The sequence below is a fragment of the Enterococcus sp. AZ167 genome, from assembly GCF_051714025.1.
Taxonomy (GTDB): Bacteria; Bacillota; Bacilli; order Lactobacillales; family Enterococcaceae; genus Enterococcus_D; species Enterococcus_D casseliflavus.
The window spans coordinates 2,057,000-2,076,505 of record NZ_JBIORB010000001.1; the positions used below are offsets into that span (position 1 = coordinate 2,057,000).

The 19,506-nt window shown below is 43.0% G+C and carries 15 protein-coding genes; 3 read left to right on the top strand and 12 right to left on the bottom strand.

Annotation, left to right across the window (positions count from 1 at the left end; genetic code table 11):
• Positions 1-28: 28 nt before the first annotated feature.
• On the top strand, positions 29-481 hold the full coding sequence (locus IGJ05_RS09620; protein WP_010748630.1) for a YueI family protein: 453 nt from the start codon (positions 29-31) through the stop codon (positions 479-481).
• Positions 482-495: 14 nt separating this feature from the next.
• The gene (locus IGJ05_RS09625; protein WP_266166191.1) at positions 496-915 is read left to right on the top strand and encodes a hypothetical protein; all 420 of its coding nucleotides are present in this window, start codon (positions 496-498) and stop codon (positions 913-915) included.
• Between the two features lie 220 nt (positions 916-1,135).
• Here the strand turns inward: IGJ05_RS09625 and IGJ05_RS09630 are convergent, their stop codons facing one another.
• Entirely contained in the window at positions 1,136-2,512 is a 1,377-nt protein-coding gene (locus IGJ05_RS09630) for a LysM peptidoglycan-binding domain-containing protein (RefSeq protein WP_266166193.1), read from the bottom strand.
• 903 nt (positions 2,513-3,415) lie between these two features.
• Positions 3,416-5,680: a bifunctional glutamate--cysteine ligase GshA/glutathione synthetase GshB gene (gene gshAB, locus IGJ05_RS09635; protein WP_010748627.1), complete on the bottom strand. Its 2,265-nt coding sequence runs from the start codon at positions 5,678-5,680 to the stop codon at positions 3,416-3,418.
• A 246-nt stretch (positions 5,681-5,926) separates the two neighbouring features.
• On the opposite strand from gshAB, the gene IGJ05_RS09640 reads away from it, so the two are divergent.
• A complete protein-coding gene (locus IGJ05_RS09640; RefSeq protein WP_005227140.1) occupies positions 5,927-6,295 on the top strand; it encodes a BlaI/MecI/CopY family transcriptional regulator in 369 nt (122 codons plus the stop codon).
• Between the two features lie 281 nt (positions 6,296-6,576).
• Here the strand turns inward: IGJ05_RS09640 and ftsY are convergent, their stop codons facing one another.
• The 10 genes from ftsY to acpP form a co-directional block, all read right to left on the bottom strand.
• The gene (ftsY, locus tag IGJ05_RS09645) at positions 6,577-7,869 is read right to left on the bottom strand and encodes a signal recognition particle-docking protein FtsY (protein ID WP_010748626.1); all 1,293 of its coding nucleotides are present in this window, start codon (positions 7,867-7,869) and stop codon (positions 6,577-6,579) included.
• A 1-nt stretch (position 7,870) separates the two neighbouring features.
• Positions 7,871-8,689, bottom strand: coding sequence for a Cof-type HAD-IIB family hydrolase (locus IGJ05_RS09650; RefSeq protein WP_010748625.1), 819 nt, complete (start codon positions 8,687-8,689; stop codon positions 7,871-7,873).
• Positions 8,690-8,701: 12 nt separating this feature from the next.
• Positions 8,702-12,280: a chromosome segregation protein SMC gene (gene smc, locus IGJ05_RS09655; protein ID WP_225000633.1), complete on the bottom strand. Its 3,579-nt coding sequence runs from the start codon at positions 12,278-12,280 to the stop codon at positions 8,702-8,704.
• Positions 12,281-12,295: 15 nt separating this feature from the next.
• On the bottom strand, positions 12,296-12,988 hold the full coding sequence (gene rnc, locus IGJ05_RS09660) for a ribonuclease III (protein WP_005227136.1): 693 nt from the start codon (positions 12,986-12,988) through the stop codon (positions 12,296-12,298).
• A 212-nt stretch (positions 12,989-13,200) separates the two neighbouring features.
• Positions 13,201-14,988, bottom strand: a complete 1,788-nt coding sequence (locus IGJ05_RS09665) for an oligopeptide ABC transporter substrate-binding protein (protein ID WP_010748623.1) — start codon at positions 14,986-14,988, stop codon at positions 13,201-13,203.
• 16 nt (positions 14,989-15,004) lie between these two features.
• Complete coding sequence (locus IGJ05_RS09670; protein ID WP_153883525.1) at positions 15,005-15,874, bottom strand: ABC transporter permease; 870 nt, start codon at positions 15,872-15,874, stop codon at positions 15,005-15,007.
• A 63-nt stretch (positions 15,875-15,937) separates the two neighbouring features.
• Positions 15,938-16,894, bottom strand: a complete 957-nt coding sequence (gene opp4B, locus IGJ05_RS09675) for an oligopeptide ABC transporter permease (protein WP_005227132.1) — start codon at positions 16,892-16,894, stop codon at positions 15,938-15,940.
• Positions 16,894-17,838, bottom strand: coding sequence for an ABC transporter ATP-binding protein (locus tag IGJ05_RS09680; RefSeq protein WP_005227131.1), 945 nt, complete (start codon positions 17,836-17,838; stop codon positions 16,894-16,896). Before IGJ05_RS09680 ends, opp4B begins: the two co-directional genes overlap by 1 nt.
• On the bottom strand, positions 17,839-18,846 hold the full coding sequence (locus tag IGJ05_RS09685) for an ABC transporter ATP-binding protein (RefSeq protein WP_005227130.1): 1,008 nt from the start codon (positions 18,844-18,846) through the stop codon (positions 17,839-17,841).
• A gap of 324 nt (positions 18,847-19,170) precedes the next feature.
• Positions 19,171-19,413, bottom strand: coding sequence for an acyl carrier protein (gene acpP / locus IGJ05_RS09690; RefSeq protein ID WP_005227129.1), 243 nt, complete (start codon positions 19,411-19,413; stop codon positions 19,171-19,173).
• Between the last annotated feature and the right edge of the window lie 93 nt (positions 19,414-19,506).

Here is a 19,506-nt window from a genome sequence, read left to right on the forward strand (position 1 = left end):
AAGTAAACGCTTTGAGGAGGATACTTCAATGTCAGACGAATTAGAAAAACGCCTTGATACAGGAATGTATGGGACGCCTCGCGTCAACCCAGATGAACAGCGCAAGTATTTAGGCACGTTTCGTGAACGGTGTTATCTTAGTATGACAGTAACAGAAATGAAGAAGAAGGACAACCAGAAAACGCTCTTGAACGCCTTACCAGATTATCAAGGAGCGCTCGTGCTGCTTAATGGAAAATTGCCAGAATCGATCCAGACCGATTACATCACTTTACTGACCAAACAACAGATGGAATTTCGGATCGTCTCCGATGCCCAAGATGCTGGTCCAGACAGTATCGGCTTGCTGATTGCTGGGAAAGAAGCCGTCAATGAAGACGTCATCGATATCGAAAAAAAATTCCCTGCAGCTGCCGCTCCATCGGATAAAGAGCAGGAACAACCAGAGAAAACGTCATTTTGGAAACGTCTTTTCCATTAAAAGGAGGAACTATCATGGAACAATCAACACCGCCCTACCTTTCATTAAAGAAAGAACTGCTTGATGCTTTGGATCTGCATATCGATTTGTTAAAAACGGCACCCACGATCGAATCCAGCCATCTAGATGGCGTATTGTTCATAATGCGCAGCTTGGGTTTTATGCTGGATCGCGCTCCGAAAGTACTCCTGCTGGAGGATAAGAATGAAATGAACTTTATGATGTTTCAATATTATAGCCTCCTGTCGGAACTGAAGTACAATCTGGTTTTAAACTTTCCCTACGCCTCGATTCAAGGCGTACCGTTATTAACCTTGATCCAACGTTTTCCTACCACTTATGAAAAAGAAATGAAACAATGGTGGGAAGCCCGAACGGGTCTCAAGGTGGAAGAAACAAAACAAACGATTGAAATCGCTGCTTTTGAAGGATAAGAACATCCAAAAAAGGCTCGCGATACTTCCTGCAGATAGAAAGTACTGGATATAATAGTTTGCTAGTAAAGCGAACCATAAAGCAGGACGTTAACGTATTTCTCATGATTTCTTCAAATAAAAACCAGTCAGAGGCAGTTTCTGACTGGTTTTTATTAGTTTTAAGTTGTATTCTTCTTAATTTATTTGATACATCAAAGAATCAACTTATCTTTTTTATTTAGTAAAAATCAACTGTAAAACCAATTGGATCTCCATTTGCATTTAGCGCTGGCCGAATAACAAAGCGTGTAAACTCTAAAAACTTCCCTTCAGCCCATAAAGAATATGCACTTGCACTCGCTTCTGCACTAGTAGCTGCAAAAATGCCGCTATTGCCCAGATTGACTGGAATATTCACATCTGTTTCGCCATCGCCAGAGCCGTCTTCGCCACCGTCTACATCTGTATCTCCGCCACCAGAGCCATTCTCTCCACCATCGGTATCTGTATCTCCGCCACCAGAGCCATTTTCGCCGCCATCTACATCTGTATCTCCGCCACCGGAACCGTTATCTCCGCCGTCTACATCTTTATCATCTTCGTCTTTATTAAATACACCAAATTCAATATAGATATAATCGCCTACAAAATGAACTTCATGCCCCTTAACTACTTCTGGATAATTTTCATGCTTCCAAGCAGTAGCTTCCTCGTTACTTAGGAATGGTCCGACACGTAGACGAGTATAATATGAATTCTCATAGACAACTTCAACTACAATTTCACGGTCAGTCGCGCCTCCATTATCAGGTGTCGGAATATTGAACTCAATATAGATATAGTTTCCTTCTAGATAGATTTGTAGGTCTGAAACTAATCCAACATAGTTTTCAAGCAGCCATGCCGCCACTTCATCGGTAGTTAAGAATGGTCCGACACGGAGGCGTGTAATTTCTTCATTTTCTGCAACGACTGTCACTTCAAACTCTCGATCAGCTGGTGGATTAGTGGAACCATTATCTCCACCTGAACCATTATCCGTTGCTGGTGGTGTTGGGTTTGTGGAGTCCTCTCCTGATCCATTATCTGTTGCAGGCGGCGTTGGTTTTGTTGATCCGTCTCCTGATCCGTTATCTGTTGCTGGAGGTGTCGGTTTTGTAGAGACATTTGATCCATTATTACTGTTTCCAGGATTTGTATTGCTTCCTCCCCCAATTGGTTTGGTCGGATCAATTTTGTCAGTATCTTGAATCACTGCTTGACTAATCGTATTACCCTCTGCATCCTTTAGAGAAACCACATTTCCATCAAACACTAATTTGTTGCCAGCATAAATCAAGTCAATATTGTAAATATTATTCCATTGTGCTAGACGTTCGATCGTAATATTTGTCGCTTTACTGATGGCGCTAAGTGTATCACCCCAAACAATCGTATATTCATTCCCAGTAATATCAGCTTTGATTTGTTCGGGTGTTCTGGCAACCCATACGCTTGCGGAAATAGGGGATGCTGTTTCTTCTGATGCCGAAACTTGATTTGATAATGCACCAGCCGTAAAAATTGTTGCTAGTAATGCCAACGTTTTAACAATCTTACCATTAAATTTTTTCATTCCGTACTCTCCTTTTTATAATGCTATTATATTCAACTTATTACACACCATAACCTGATTAAAATTTCAGGATGGATCTGTATAATAAATTTAGTATACTTATCTACGCAGAAGGGCTCGTGTGAATCATAGCCCGTTGAAAGACAGAAAAGAGCGGCTAAAGAAAAAGTGATTCCTCGGTTGGAAGCACTAAAACCATTGATTTAAGCCTACGAAAAAAGCCTGCACACTGAATGAAGAACCGACAAAGCACTGTCAAACATTCGCAGGGATCGGAAAAAATCATCCATATCCTTTGTGTACCTATAAGGTGCTGCCAAAGGACCGTTCCGCAAATTCTTAAAGCAATGCGCCTATGTTTAGGAGTCACTCATCGAACCACAATCAGTTTCGGCTATAAAACCTGCCTTACTTCCAAATAACTTGAACATTGAGTATCGATTCAACTCAGTTTCCGATGATGAACTTTCGTTTTTGATTCAATTGAAAACAATCTTTGCACTTCTTTTGTCACTAACAAAGTTAAGAGAATCCGTCTGCCTTTGCCGCTTTTTTGATGTTACTCATTTTGTTATATGTAAAAGCATAGTTGAAAGACAATATCTATGTTCATATCTTTTTTATACATGCTGACCTAATTTAGCGGCTCTTCAAAAAACGATAGTTATTTAATCGTGTATAAAAAAACTAAAACTTCCTCTCTTTAGATTACCAAAAATACAATTATTTTTCCAGTATTCATATTAAAATAAATATTATTTGATAAATAAAGACAAAAAACGAGGGGATTAACTATTATGCTAACTGTCAGATCAGGAATCAAACAACGATATAAAAAAAACTGCACACTTTGAAAGGAACTCTCCTTCCAAAGTGTGCAGTTCTTTGCTTTTTGTACTTCCATCAGCTCTCGAAGACTTCAGGGAACAACAGGCGTAAAACAGACATAGTTAAGCGTCGGCCTTTCCCGCTGTATGGATAAACGTGCATATGCATCGCTGGGTTGAAATTGGCTTCAATGATTCCATAAGCCCCCGGTTCATTGGCTGGCTTGGTTTTATCTGGAATAATCAGATCGATTCCGCTGATAGATGCTTGTAATGCGGCTACCGCATCGACTGCTACTTGTTTGTAATCATCGTTGAAGTCATCCGTCACATCGATAGAATCACCGCCAGTACTGATATTCGAGTTTTCTCGCAAATAAACGATCTGCCCCTCTTCGGGTACTGAATCCACTTGATACCCTTGCTCTTTTAACATCAGTTGTTCCAGTTCCCCTAATTGGATCAGCTCTAATGGGGTCCGATGATGGGTGCCGCGCAATGGATCGAGATTTTTCTCTGCGACGAGTTCCGTGATCGTGCGCTTGCCGTCACCCACGACATTGGCAGGGATACGTAGTAAAATCGCATCGACTCGCCCATCGATCACGAAGAACCGATATTCCGTCCCTGACAAAAAAGTCTCAACGAGGATCGAATCATCTTCCGCAAAGGCAATGGCGACCGCCGCTTGATAATCCGCTAAAGAGGCACCTTCTTTGAAAATCGAGATACCGATCCCATAGTTGGTGGTTTTCGGTTTTACCACAAACCCGCTGTGGGCAATCTGAGGATAAAACGTGATCGCTTCTTCTGCCGAAGCGAACTCAGCGCCACTTGGTACATGAAAGCCATTTTCGGCTAAGATTTTTTTAGTGACCGTTTTATTCGCCATGATCAATGGGACGATGTACTGATCCTTACTGGTCATATTGGCATTTTTAACATATTCGATGTGGTCTCTCACGGCTAATTTCAAGAATTGATCCGTTTCATCCAGTACCGTCACTTCGATTCCTTTTTGGATCGCATCGAACAAGAGAATCTGGGTCGACAATTCCATTGCTCGAAAGCCAGCTAATTGATACGGTTTTTCCCAAGCAGCTTGATGATACTTTTGTCCCAGCAATGTTGCTGTCTGGGCTTGACTGGTTGCTTGACTTGCTGAGAAAAGACGTCCCGCGAAGGTTCTTTCTGGTTCAGCCAGCATTTCTGAAAGCTGATCCAAAAATGGTGGATGCGGCAGCTCAAGGGCTTGGGCAAAGTCCATCATTTCAGTAATCAGCGCTTGCGCTTCTTGCTGATAAGTCAAAGGTGCAAGCGGATGTTCTAATGCGACCTGATCATTTTTCTGATTGCCCTCTTCGATCCACGCATCCGCATCGCTGCCTTCTTCTTTTGTACTTAAAAACAATAAGAAGAAATGCAAGAATGCGACTTGCTCTTTGGAAATCCCATAGCGGGCAAAGGGATCGATGTCAATATTTCTTAACTCAATATAACGGATACCCGCTGAGGCTAAATCTGCGACCCGTTTTCCCCCACGTAGACGCACTGGCGCATAAAATTCTTTTTCTTCTGAAAGCTTTCCCGTCTCCACTAATTTGGCAATATCTGCAAGATAGGTCTCTAACGAAGCGTAAGATACCTTGACGTCTTCGTGATTCGTGTACCCATAGCGGCTATTGCGAATACTGCGGACTGGTTCTTGCGGTCCGTTTTCTGTCGTAAAATAATTGGCTTCTGAAGCAGGAGTCGCCCCAAAGAAATACGTCAAAAACCAGCGATAGTGCAAATAATTGCGAGTTACTTTCAAATAAAGTGCCGTTTTAAACGTCTGGAAGCTTTCCTTCGTTTCAGACAAAGCATACAGCTGCTGCAAAAAGTCTTCCGCAAATTCGAAATTGAAATGAATCCCACTGACCATTTGCTTGCGGCGACCATATGTTTTAGCTAAATAGCGGCGATAGAGCACATCTTCAAATTGATCTAATTTAGCAATGACGATGTCTTCTTCTTTTTCTGGTAAAGCCGGTGGCATACTCAATGGCCAGAGCATTTCTTCTGCTGACATCGAACGATACGCCACATCATGAATCGCCCCTAAAAAACGGAACAATTCATCCACGGAATCAGCGACGGGCGTAATCAGTTCCAGTTGATTTTCGGAAAAATCCGTTTGGATATACGGATGGAAGCGCCGATTGCCTAACGTTTTAGGATGATCGGTACCTGCAAACGTCCCATCAAGCCGCACCCGCTGCGCTTCACGCTCAATCCCGTAGCGTCCTTTCAATAAATAGGGAAAAAGCTCTTTATGTGATAACAATGTTTTTATTTTCATTCGACTGCCCTCTATGTTCTTCTACTAAATTTTTTCTCAAATGCTATTTCTTTCCATCTATTATAGTGAAAACTGGTGAAAAATGCAGAAATTTGCTCCTCACTTGTAATATCTCTTACTAAAATTACCAAGAATTTATAAAATACTTGAATAAATTTGATATTTACCTTCAAAATAAAGTATACTGCTTATAGAACAGTAAATTATTATGTCCATATTACTCTTTTTTGAAAGGAAGAATAGTGAATGAAGCCACTTAATCTTACCAAACGCGAACGTCAAATCATGAATATCTTTTGGAATTCAGACAAACCTCTTTCTGCAAATGACATTGCTGTCCAACAGCAAGATCTAAGCAAGAATACCATTCAAGCAGTCGTACGTAAACTAAAAAACCACGACTTATTGAAAGTAGCGGATATCGGCTACAGCGGTACTGTTTTGACTCGGTTGTATTCTCCGAATGTGACCCAAGAAGACTTCTTAGCAGCAGAATTGTCTGATCAATCTTTATTGAATTTGATTACGAACTTTATCGAAACCAATAAAGATATCGATACATTGAACAACTTGGAAAAAATGATCACTGAGCGCCAAGGGGAACTTAAGAAATAATCTTTCCCCATCGTTCAACTCGTTGTATTCTGCCTGATACTTCCCAAAGTTTTTAGACAGCGCAGAAGAAAACGAAGCCTTCAAACTGCTTTTCCTGATTTTTGGCAAAGTCGTGCATCGCTGTACCCACATTTGCCACGCCAAGTGTTCTCAGCTTTACGTCACAAGTCAAGCTCGTGGAAAGAGACGACGACCCGTTTTCTCTTCCCTTTGATCTCACAAAAGCAACAATAAAGGAGAGCCATGTGTAGGTGTATCACCTAACACAGGGCTCTGTTTTTTTATTCTTTGATCAAGCCTTTGAATAAGCCAACGACAAATTCATTTGGATCAAATGGTTCTAAATCATTGATGCCTTCTCCGAGTCCCACTAATTTGACGGGCAGCCGCAGCTCGTTACGGATCGCCAAGACGATCCCCCCTTTAGCCGTTCCATCAAGTTTGGTTAAGACGAGACCAGAAACATCCGTCGTTTCTTTAAATTGTTTTGCTTGATTCATCGCGTTTTGACCCGTTGTTGCATCCAACACGAGCAGGACTTCATGAGGGGCCGTTGGGTCCACTCGTTGAATGATCCGTTTGATTTTTTCTAGTTCGTTCATCAAATTGACTTTGTTTTGCAAACGACCCGCGGTATCTACTAATAAAACGTCAGCATTTTCTCGTTTTGCGCGCTCCATCGCATCAAACACGACTGCTGCTGGATCGCCTCCTGCATTGCCACGAACGACTTCAACACCAGCCCGTTCACCCCAGACCACTAATTGATCGATGGCACCGGCACGGAAAGTATCCGCTGCTGCCAATAAGACTTTTTTGCCTTCGGCTTTGAATTGATGGGCTAATTTCCCGATGCTGGTGGTTTTTCCAACACCGTTCACGCCAACAAATAAAATGACGGTCAACCCCGACTGCATATTCAACTCGTTAACTTCACCGACACCCGCTTCCCCATATAGGTCAACCAATTTTTCGATGATGACATTTTGGACATCTGCCGTTTTCTTCACATTACGTAGTTTGACTTCTTGTCTCAATGCATCCGCGATCTTCATCGCCGCATCAAAGCCGACGTCTGCGCCAATCAGCGTTTCTTCCACTTCTTCGAAGAAGTCTTCGTCCACCGTACGGAAGTTGGCAAACAATTCGTTCATCCGTTGCCCAAAGGTTTTCCGTGATTTCGTCAATCCTTTGGTGTATTTATCCTGCACACTTTCCGTTTCTGGCGCTGGTTGAAGGATTGGTGTAGCCGCTGGGGTTTCCTCTGATGGTACATCCTTAGCCACTTCTTCTGGAATACTTGGTGCTTCTTCTCCTTTGTTCGCTGTCGTTGCTTCTTGCTGCAGGGACACTTCAGCAGTTTCTTGCTCTGCCTCCAAATCACTGGAGTCGGCGGTTTCTGCAGGTGCCACTGGTTCTGAAGCGCCTTGTTCAGCAGGAGTTTGTGCTGGCTGGCTTTCTTCTGAACGCTGTGCCTCTGGTGAGTCAGCATCGACTAACGGTTTGTCAATTTCTTGCTCTGCTTCTTTGGTTTCTCCAATCAGCGCTTTTTTGATTTTGTCAAAAAATCCCATCTTACGCACCTCCTTTTAAGACATATTCTTCAATCACTGCTGCCACACCGTCTTCTTGGTTTGAAACGGTGACAACGTCAGCCGCTTCTTTAATGATTGGCACGGCATTGGCCATCGCTACGCCAATCCCTGCATAGCGAATCATCGGCAAGTCATTTTCTTCATCACCGATCGCCATCACTTCTTCTTGCTTGATCCCTAAATCTTGCGCCAATAGGCTGATACCATAGGCTTTGGTGATTCCTTTAGGCATAAATTCCAACAGGTTATTCCGGCTTTTGATGATTTCATATTTCTCGCGGATCTCTGAGGAAATCTCAGGGATCTTAGGATCCAAGACTTCCTGATGGTAGGCGATCACCGCTTTATTATAGAGCATCGATTCATCCAGATCAGCTACGGCAAAAGGACGACAATCCAATAAAGGATTCAACGAGCCATAAATCGATGGATGCGCTGCTGAAGTGGGTAAACTCAAGACAACCTCTTCGGATACCACGTCTAGAGGCAAATTCAAGTCTTCCGCCACTGAAACCAATTCATGGATATCTGCCAGCTGCATCGCTGCTTTTTCAATGATCTCGCCAGTCTCATTTTTTTGAACCAAACCGCCGTTAAAGGTGATGCTATAGTCGCCGGGTTCTTTCAGCGATAATTCTTCTAAGTACGGACGGATCGCCCGTAATGGACGTCCCGTACAAATGACGATTTTTACGCCTTGTGCTTTGGCACGAGCAAGTACCTCTTTGTTGCGAGGAGTCACTTCTTTTTTGTCATTCAATAACGTTCCATCTAAATCGATCGCAATCAGTTTAATCATATCATTCCTCCTCTATGCTTGATCTGCTGTAAAACTACCGCCTTCACGCACTTCTTCTAAGCGCACGGACACGGTCTTCGACACTCCAGATTCTTGCATGGTCACACCATACAACACATCTGCTGCCTCCATCGTTCCTTTACGGTGAGTTACGACGATAAACTGTGTATCATTTTGGAAAGCACTCAAGTAATGACCGAAACGAGAGACATTGGCTTCATCCAATGCTGCTTCCACTTCGTCAAGCACACAAAACGGTACTGGACGAACTTGAATAATGGAAAACAATAACGCAATCGCAGTCAGTGCCCGTTCGCCCCCTGATAGCAAGCTGAGGTTTTGCAATTTCTTGCCCGGTGGTTGGGCTTCGATCTCAATCCCAGTGTTCAATAAATCTTTCGGATCTGTTAAGACTAATTCCGCATGACCGCCGCCAAACATATTAGGAAAGACTTGTTTGAATTGCAGACGGATCGCATCGAAGACTTCGCCGAAACGGGTTTTGACTTCTTCATCCATTTCAGACATCGTATCAAACAGCTGTGCTTTAGCCGACAGCAGATCGTCTCGCTGACTCGTCAAGAACAAATGCCGTTGATTGACTTGCTCATATTGTTCGATCGCATTTAAATTGACTGGACCAATTTGCTCGATCGCTTGTTTTAGTTCCTGAATGTCGACTTTGGCTTGTTCTGCATCCTCGATTTCAGGGAAATCTTGCGCTGCCTTTTCAAAGGTGAGATTGTATTCTTCTTGTAAATACAACAAACGATTATCCATCACCAATTCTGCGCGATTTTTTTCGATCTCAACTTCGGTTTTTTCTGACAGCTTTTCTTTTTGCGTTAAGTTTTCAGCACTCAGGGCTTCGTCTAATGCACCGATTTCTTGTTGAACGACTTGACGTTGTTCACGAATCACCGTCAATTCCGCTGTTACCTGCTGCTTGGTTTTTGTGAAGGCTTCAATTCGCTGAAGAATGCTTTCTTCTGAAAACTCATGATCGCTGACGTTGCTTGTCAAGGCAGCTAACTGCCGTTCTAAGGAGAGTTGACGCGCTTCGTTTTCTTCTAATGCTTGATTCGTAGCGGCAATTTTTTGCTGCAAATGCGCCACTTGTTCTTTTTGAACTGCGAAAGCTGCCTGCAAGCGCGCACTTTCTTGTGCTAAGGTTTGGCGTTTTTCCTCGATCAAGTCTTCTTCGGCATTCATTTGATGAATATCTTGGTCGATTTTCGCCAATTGCGCTGCAATATTCTTTTGCTGTTCTTCCAAGCTCGTCTTCTTCTCATCATATTCCTCAAAGAAGGCTTGCACTTCGCGATGTTCAAAATCAAACACTTGCTGCTCTTGCTTCAAGCGGCTCAGGTCATTCTCAAGATTTTGTAAACGGCTTTGCAGCTCATGCTCCGTCATGCGAGCCTGTTCTCCTTGCGTCCGCAATTCTTCTAATGCTGCTTGTGCTTCTTTGGTCGCTGCTTCAAAATGCTGGACTTGCTTTTCCGTTTTTAAAAGCCGCTCATCCAGTTGCGCCGCTTGTGCCGTCAATTGTTGCAGCTCGTTGCTTTGGCTAAACAAACTACCGGCATTTTTCTTCGTTGCGCCACCCGTCATGGAACCTCCAGCATTCATGACATCCCCTTCTAAAGAAACGACCCGATAGCTATAGTTCAATGCCCGTGCTAACGCATTAGCACTTTGCAAGTCTTCGGCAATCAAGATACTGCCTAACAAGTTATCCGTAATCGTTTGGACGTGTTCGGGCGACTGGACCAATTCGCTGGCAACGCCGATAAATCCAGACACTTGCTTGGCTTGATTGCGGGCATAATCTGGCAAATGACGGGCTTTGATGGTCGTCAGCGGTAGGAAGGTTGCACGACCCCCTCGATTTTCTTTCAAATACGTGATGGCTGCTCGCGCATCCCGCTCATTTTCAACGACGACATGCTGTGCAGCGGCGCCTAATGCGGTCTCGATCGCCACGGTATAGTCTTGTGGCACATCGATCAACTCCGCTACTGCGCCAACGATACCGCTGATCTGCTGTTTGTTTTTCAAAATCAAGCGAACGCCTTGATAAAAGCCGCTATAATTTTCTTGAATGTCTTGCAGACTGCGCTGTTTCGCTCGTACCTGCTGCACTTGACTCATTAACTGATACATTTTCTTTTGTTCTTCATCAAAGCGTTTTTTGTTGGTCTGAGCTTTTTCTTGAAGATGGATGTATTGCTTGCGTTGTTCTTCTAAAATCGCTTTAGCCTGCGTCAGCTGCTCTTCCACGATTTGCGCTTCCGTCGTCTTTTCTTTCAACGACGTATTCATTTGCGTCTGCTTGCTTAGCGCCGTTTGATTTTTCGCGGCTTCTTGTTGGTATTGACGCTCCAAGTATTTCAATTCGTTTCCAATCGTTGCCTGCTCCTGCATGGCTTCGACATATTGGCTGCGCAACTCTTCAATGATTTCTTTTGCTGAACGTTGGTACTTTTCCTGCTCTTGCTGACACGCCAGCATCGCTGCTTCAACTTCCTGCACACTACGATTCTTTTGTGAAAGCAAGCCGATCAGTTCCGTTTTTTCTTCATTTAAAAGTGTGACCCGCTCTGTGACTTCCTCTAAAGTTTCTTGGTATTCGGCAGAGCTTTTTTGCGTATGCTTTGAACGTTCATCCAAGACTTCTTTTTGCCCTTCGGCTTGCTTCAGTCCTTCGGTGACCTCTAAAAGCTGCTGATTCAAACGCTCCAACGTTTCATCAAAAGCAGTACGTTGTTGCCGCAAAGAATGTAACGACAGTTCCCCTTGGTTGATCTTTTCGGAAATCTGCGCCAGTTCTTGGTTAAAGGTACTCAGTTGAGCTTTGGCTGTCTCCCACGCTTCTTTTGCTTTCGTGATCTCTAAGACCGCATAGGCCACATCGACCGTCGTCAATTTTTCTTTTAACGCTAAAAAGCGGTTGGCTGCTTCACTTTGGGCTGCCAGAGGCACCAACTGATCTTCTAGTTCATAAATGATATCTTGTAGACGGCTTAAATTGTCTTCAGTTTCAAACAATTTTTGCTCGGCTTTCTTTTTCCGCTGTTTGTATTTCAATACCCCCGCCGCTTCTTCAAAAATCCCACGACGGTCTTCTGGTTTGCTGCTGAAAATTGCTTCTACCTTGCCTTGGGAAATGATCGAAAATGATTCTTTCCCCAACCCAGAGTCCATAAACAACTCTTGGATATCCTTTAAGCGGCAAGCTTGTTTATTTAAGAAAAAGTCGCTTTCGCCGGTTCTTCTCAAGCGGCGAGTCACGCTGATCTCACTGTAATCCATCGGCAAGTAATGATCGCTATTGTCTAAAACGATCGTCACTTCCGCTATATTTAGCGCTCTGCGGGTGTCAGAACCTGCAAAAATAACATCAGGCATTTTGCCACCACGTAGATTTTTGGCAGATTGTTCTCCTAAAACCCAACGAATCGCTTCGGTAATATTGCTCTTGCCGCTGCCATTTGGTCCGACGACTGCAGTCACTCGATGTTCGAAATCAATGACTGTGCGGTCGGCAAAGGATTTAAAGCCGGCAATCTCTATTCGTTTTAAATACACTCCGCCAGTCCTCTCTTACTGTTCAAGATCCGCCAAGGCATTCGCAGCGGCGTCCTGTTCTGATAATTTCTTCGATTTTCCTTGTCCTTTTCCGATCAAGGTATCATCGCAATAGACTTCCGTCCAAAAAATCCGTTCATGGGCGGGGCCTGCTTCTTTGATCAAACGATAATTGATGGAAACATCGCCGCCGCGCTGCAAGACTTCTTGCAAGCGGGTCTTGTGATCCATCTCATGGGAAAAAGCACCTGCTTTTACTTTTGGAAAGACAACTTTCGTCAAAAAGCCGCTGACACTTTCCAGACCTTGGTCCAAGTATAACGCACCTAAAAAGGCTTCAAATAGATCACAAAGCAAAGAAGGTCGTTTACGACCGCCAGAGTTTTCTTCCCCTTTGCCTAGACGAATGTATTCATCGAATCGGCAATCTTTGGCAAACATGGATAAACTGTCTTCGCGAACGATTGCCGCCCGTAGCTTCGTCAGCTTACCTTCGGGCAGATCTGGCAATTCACGATACAAATACCGTGAAACGATCAACTCTAAGACAGCATCGCCCAAAAACTCTAAACGTTCGTTATCTGACAAGTGCAAGTTGCGGTGCTCATTCACATAAGATGAATGCGTAAACGCTTGTTCAAGCAGATCTACATCATGGAACACAATATCAAACTTTTCTTTTAGTTCTTTCGTTAATTGTGTATTCATTTGTCACATTCCTTCATTAGTTTATCGACACTTCCCTATTATACTGGTTTTTGCCGAATTATGAAATGTTTCCTCCAAATTCTTGGAAAGACTGTAATAAAATTTTATTTACTTAATCTTCTCCTGTATAAAAAAGCCTGTTTTTCTCAGATACCCGCAAAAAAAACAGAAAAAAGACGTCCTGGAAAGGACGTCTTTTCATCGATCATTGATTAACGAGATTCAGCTGTAACTGAAATTGTTGCCCAAGGATTGTAATTCACATCATAAGCCCATGTGAAGTCTTTGACGCGATTTGATACAGGTAACACCGCACTACGGTAAAGTGTTGGGATAACAAACGCTTCATCAGCAGCATATTCTTGCCATGCATCAAATGCTTCTTTACGTTTTGCTTCGTCAAACGAATCTTTTGAATCGATTGCTTCTAGCAATTTCGTATTTTCTTCTGATTCAAAACGAGTGTAGTTGAACGCAGAGTTAGGTCCATACAAGCCCATTGGTGATGGGTCATAACCAGTATTCCATGCACCTTGGTAAACATCAATCTCAGGATCATCATTTTCCAATTTGTCATAGAATGCTTGGAAGTCGATCAAGCGACCTGTTGTGTATTGTACATCAAGTCCGATTTCATTCCATTGTTGGATGTAGTAATCTGCTAATGGTTGTGCTGTTTCGCCACCTGACATTGAAGCAAAGTTAATGGTTAATTTCTCACCATTTTTGTCTTCACGCATACCGTCGCCATCGACATCTTTGTAGCCAGCATCATCAAGTAATTGATTTGCTTTGTCGATGTTTAAAGTATAACCTTCAACATCTGTATTGTGTAATGAGCCAAATACTGGTGGGATCAATGTCGTTGCATTTGTACGCAAGCCATTGTAGAAACGGCTTCCGACAGCATCATTATCTAATGCATAACCCATTGCTTGACGCAATGACTTGTCAGCCATTTTTGAATCAGGATTGTATTCAACTTTACCTTCATCGGCATTCCATTTACCTAATTTGAAACCTAAATAAGTGTAAGCAGTATCTGTTCGGCCTAAGATTTGATAACCGTCAGTATCCTTATAAGTAGGATACGTATCTGTCGGCATTGATAAAGCCATATCATATTGTTTTGCGTTCATCGCTTCAACAATAGATGAAGTTGGAACTGCTTTAAATGATAATTTATCTAGTTTTGGCTTATCTCCATAATAGTATTCGTTTGGAACGTACTCTACGGATTCACCAGCTACGATATTTGACATTACATAAGGTCCGAAGACGATTGGATTTTTACGAACTTGATCGCTTGATTCCATATCTTTGACTTCGATTCCTTCAAAGGCGTGTTTTGGTAATGCTGAAGCCCAAATACCACCACCTGCTTGCATCATACCAGGGTGAACTTCTTTGTATTGAATTTTAACGACTTTGTCACTTTCTTTGGTGATACCAGAAATAGTATCAGCTTTACCATCATGGTAATCTTCCATACCAACAATGTTAGTAAAGTTACTATCATAACGAATACCAGTATAATCTTTGTTACCAATTACTTCGTAAGTGAAGATGATATCATCTGCCGTAACATCTTCGCCATCAGACCATTTCAGGTTGTCGCGTAAAGTAATTGTTGCTGTGTTGTTGTCTTCATCTAGCTCAAGGTTTGCAGCCCCGCCGTCAACAATTTTGAAATCAGCGTCATTGACGAATAAACTTTCATTACTTGGCAACATAAATTGTGCATCATAGTTATCTTGATAAAATTCTGTTTGGAACAACCCTTGGAATTGCGTATCCATCACTACTGCAACATCCAAAGTACCACCTTCGATTGCCTCTGCATCATTGCTAACTTCGATTGGGAAGTTGCTTACATCTTCCGTATCGTTTGCTGCATTGCTGCCGCCACCAGAAGAATCGGTTCCGCCGCCGTTGCTGCCACAAGCTGCCAATGCTAACACTGACAAAAGAGTGACCATACCAAAAATATTTTTCTTCATCCTGTATCCTCCTTGTTTATCCTAGTCGTTGACGCGCATCCGCTGAACGCTTAAATGCTTGACCAACGTAATTGATACTCAACATCAAGACTAAAATTAGAATTGATGCGGGTAACCAGATCCACTGTCTGTTGACCAGCACATCACCGCTGCTGGCATATCCGATCAGTGTTCCCAAACTTGGAACATTGGTCGGCAGACCAAAACCTAAGAATGTTAGTGTCGTTTCAATACCGATATTCGCTGCAAAGTTCATTGTTAAGTTGGTGATGATCAATGAGCTAAGGTTCGGCATGATTTCGCGGAACATGATGACGAAGTCATTGGTTCCGAGGGTTTTCGATGCACTAACATAGTCGCGACGGCCTTCTGAAAGGGTCTTACTTCGGAAGAGCCTTGCTTTTCCGACCCAGTAAAAGGCACTCATGACCCATATAAAGGTCCAAACGTTATAACGAGGTACGATCGATACGATAACGATAATGATCAACATGATCGGCAAAATCATAACGAAGTCAACGATACGCATCAAAATGTTATCAATGATGCCACCATAGTAACCTGAGATGATCCCTAGTCCGACCCCAACGATCGACGTAATGATCGTGATTGAAAAACCAATCAAGATTGAGTTACGCGCACCGATGATCAATTGTCCCCAAACATCACGGCCACCTTCATCCGCCCCTAAAAGGTAGGTGCCGCCGTTTGGCGAAATCGCGCCGGGTACAGCGTATTTATCAAGGATGCTGACACGCATCACTTGTGATTGGTCGATAACTGCTGAGCCGATAAACACGAACAATAAAACTGCGACTAACAAAACTAATGAAAAGATCGCCATTTTATCTTTTAAGAATTCGCGAAAAATCATTTTTAATCCCATAGGCGGGATGCTCTCTTGTTTTAGTACTTTTTCTTTCTTTTCAGACACATTTATCCCCTCCTATTACTGGATTCTGATTCTTGGATCGACAATACTCATGATGATATCTGATAGCAGCGTACCGATCAAGGTCGCTAGTCCTAAGATCAATGTCAGTGAAGTGATCACGGCATAGTCCCGTTGGACGATACTATCGATAAACAGTTTTCCGACACCTGGGTAAGCGAAGATTTTCTCAATGACCACAGAACCTGCGATCAATGAAGTGATCTCGTAGCCCATTTGTGATGCGATCGGCAACGATGCATTACGGAAAACGTGACGTGAGAAGACTTTATTCGTTGGTACCCCTTTTGAACGAGCGGTACGAACGAAATCCAATGATTTCGAATCAATGACTTCACTTCGCAAGTATTGGATCGTCACTGCTGTTCCTAATAATGCAGAAGTGATCGCCGGTAATAGTAGGTGATACAAGCGACTCCAAAACTCAGCCATGCCGCTGACCCCCGGTGCAACGGAACCACCCGTTGGGAACCAAGCCAATCGGTAACCGAAGATGAACAATGCGATCAACGCAAAGATAAACAACGGTACGGCGAAACTGAAGAAGTTGTAAACAACGACGACTTTATCAAGCAATGAATTTTGGTAACGTCCTGCCCACATCCCTAAAGGAATGGCAATCACGTAAGTCAAAATGACCGTCAATAAAGATAACCACAATGTATTGCTGATACGTCCTGCTAATAACGTTGAAACAGGTAATTTAAAGATGAAACTTTGACCAAAGTCCCCTTTTAAGGCATTTCCGATCCAACGGAAATACTGGGTATACCATGGGTCATTCAAACCAGCGGCTTCACGCATCCGCTCAATAACAGCTGGATCTTGGTTTGGATTGATCAAACCGGTAAATGGATCCCCAGGCATTGCTTGTGCGATCAAGAAAATCAAGATACTCAAAATAATGACTTGCGGGATCATCAACAACAAACGACGTAGAATTGTTTTCCACATTATTCAGCACCCCCGTTTTTCAATGCGACTTGGTGCGACTCGGTGATTTTACGCAAGTCATACACTCTGCCAGTTTCGTCGTAGTAATCTTTTTGATGGGTCACATATTCCAACTCGACCTTGCGGCGGTTTTCTTTGTGAGCATCGCGATTTTTTACGTCGATTTGAGGAATCGCTGATAATAAACGTTTTGTATAGATGTGACGCGGGTCTTGATAGATGTCTTCCCGTGTCCCGATCTCAACGAAGCGGCCTTTGTACATGATGGCGATATTGTCACACATGTGTTTTACGACCCCTAAGTCATGAGAGATGAATAAGAAACTTAAGCCAAATTCTTGCTGGATCCGTTTCATAAAGTTTAGCACCTGCGCTTGCACGGATAAGTCAAGGGCTGAAACCGGCTCATCGGCGACGATCAGTTTTGGATTGGATGCTACCGCGCGGGCAACCCCTAACCGCTGACGTTGTCCACCAGAGAACTCGTGAGGATATTTGTATAGGGCATCTTCTGGCATCCCAACGATATCCAGAAGGCTTTTCACTCGTTTTTTCTCTTCTTGATCGCTTAAGCGTTCAAAGTTGCGTAATGGTTCGGCGATAATGTCGACCACGCGTTTTTTAGGATTCAAGCTGGACATTGAATCTTGGAAAATCATTTGGACATCTTTGTTGTAGTTCATTTTTTTGCGGACGGAACGTTTGGTCACGTCTTGCCCATCATAAATGATTTCGCCACTGGTGATTTTTTCTAATCCAACGATGGCTTTCCCCGTCGTGGATTTACCAGAACCAGACTCACCAACCAATCCGTAGGTTTTTCCTTTTTCTATGATGAAGTCCACACCGTCAACGGCATACACATGGTCTGTGACGCGGTTGAAAAATCCGCTGCGAATAGGATAGTGGACTTTCAGATCTTTAATTGTAATTAATTCTGTCATCTACACTTCTCCTTCTTCGTCTCTAAAATGAAAATGCTTGTAGCATGTGCAACGGACCAAATGATCAGGTGCTACTTCATGCAAGACTGGGTTTGCTTCGTGGTCGCTTTCAGGAATCCAAGGAATCCGTGCGGCAAACCGACAACCCGTCCGTGGCATATTTTTCAATGAAGGAACTACGCCTTCGATCACGTGCAGTTCACTGTCTTGTGAATTTTCTTGAGGGATCGAGTTAAGCAATGAGCGGGTGTATGGATGTTTTGGATTGGCAAACAACTCTTCGGCTGTTGCGACTTCCACAAACTGACCCCCGTACATCACGGCTACTCGGTCGGCCATCTCTGCTACGACACCTAAATCGTGGGTGATCAAAATGATCCCCGTCTGTGTTTCTTCTTGCAAATCTTTTAGTAGATCAAGGATCTGTGCTTGGATCGTCACATCCAACGCGGTCGTTGGTTCATCCGCAATAATGATTGGTGGTTTACAAGCAATCGCGATCGCAATGATGACCCGCTGACGCATCCCACCAGACAATTCATGAGGGTATTGACGTCCTACTCGCGGTGGATTGGGAATCCCCACTTGTTCTAATAATTCTAATGCTCGTGCTTGACGCTGTTCGGCGGTCATATCCGTATGGTAGGATAACCCTTCTTTGATTTGATCTTCGATCCGCATCAAAGGATTCAGTGCAGACAATGGATCTTGGAAAATCATCCCAATATCATTTCCGCGAATTTTGTTGTACAGCGTTTCGTTTAAGTTTGACAAGTTTAAATCTTTATATAAGATTTCTCCGGTGATTTTCGTGTTGTTTGGGTCATGCAGCCCCATGATCGTTGTAGCTAACGTACTCTTGCCGCAACCAGATTCTCCTACGATCGCTAAGATCTCATTGCGATCCAGTGTAAAAGAAATACCATCTACTGCGTCATAGTAATCGTCTTTAATACGAAAACCTGTGTGAAGGTTTTGAACATCTAGTAATTGATTATCTCTGGACAATCGAATACCCCTCTCTACTTTCTAAGATGTCTTGCAATTTAATGTAAAAAAAGAAGGAACATGCATTTCATTTCCAAAAGCTTTCTTAACATTGTATAATATATTCTTAATAATTATATAGAAATGCCACCAATAATGCAAGTCCCAGAAAAGTTAATACACTGAATTTTCAGAAAATTTACATTATGCTTTCAACGCCGTCATGTCAGGTTTAACGACCGTTTTTTAGATTTCACTACCAAAGAAAAGCCGCTCAAAATCACTGCGGATCAATTATGAGAAAGAAAGAGCTAAGTCATCTAGGACTTAGCTCTTATGTCTGTCTTAAGCAAGATGGCTTGAAATATAATCAACCGCTCCACCGACTGTTTCGATCTGCTCGGCATCTTCATCAGAAATCTCGGTACCAAATTCATCTTCTAGTTCAAGGACGAATTCCATCACACTGATCGAATCAGCGTTCAAGTCGTCTTTAATGCTCATCGTATCCGTTACGTTCTCTGCGTCAATTTCAAAATGATTGGCGATCACGACCGCAACTTTCTTGAATACTTCATCTCGTGTCAACTGGCTTCACCTCCACGCGTTTGCACAAAACATAGAATGGCTAACAAACATTGTACTGCTTTCTATGCTTTTTGTCTAGATATTTTTGCAATT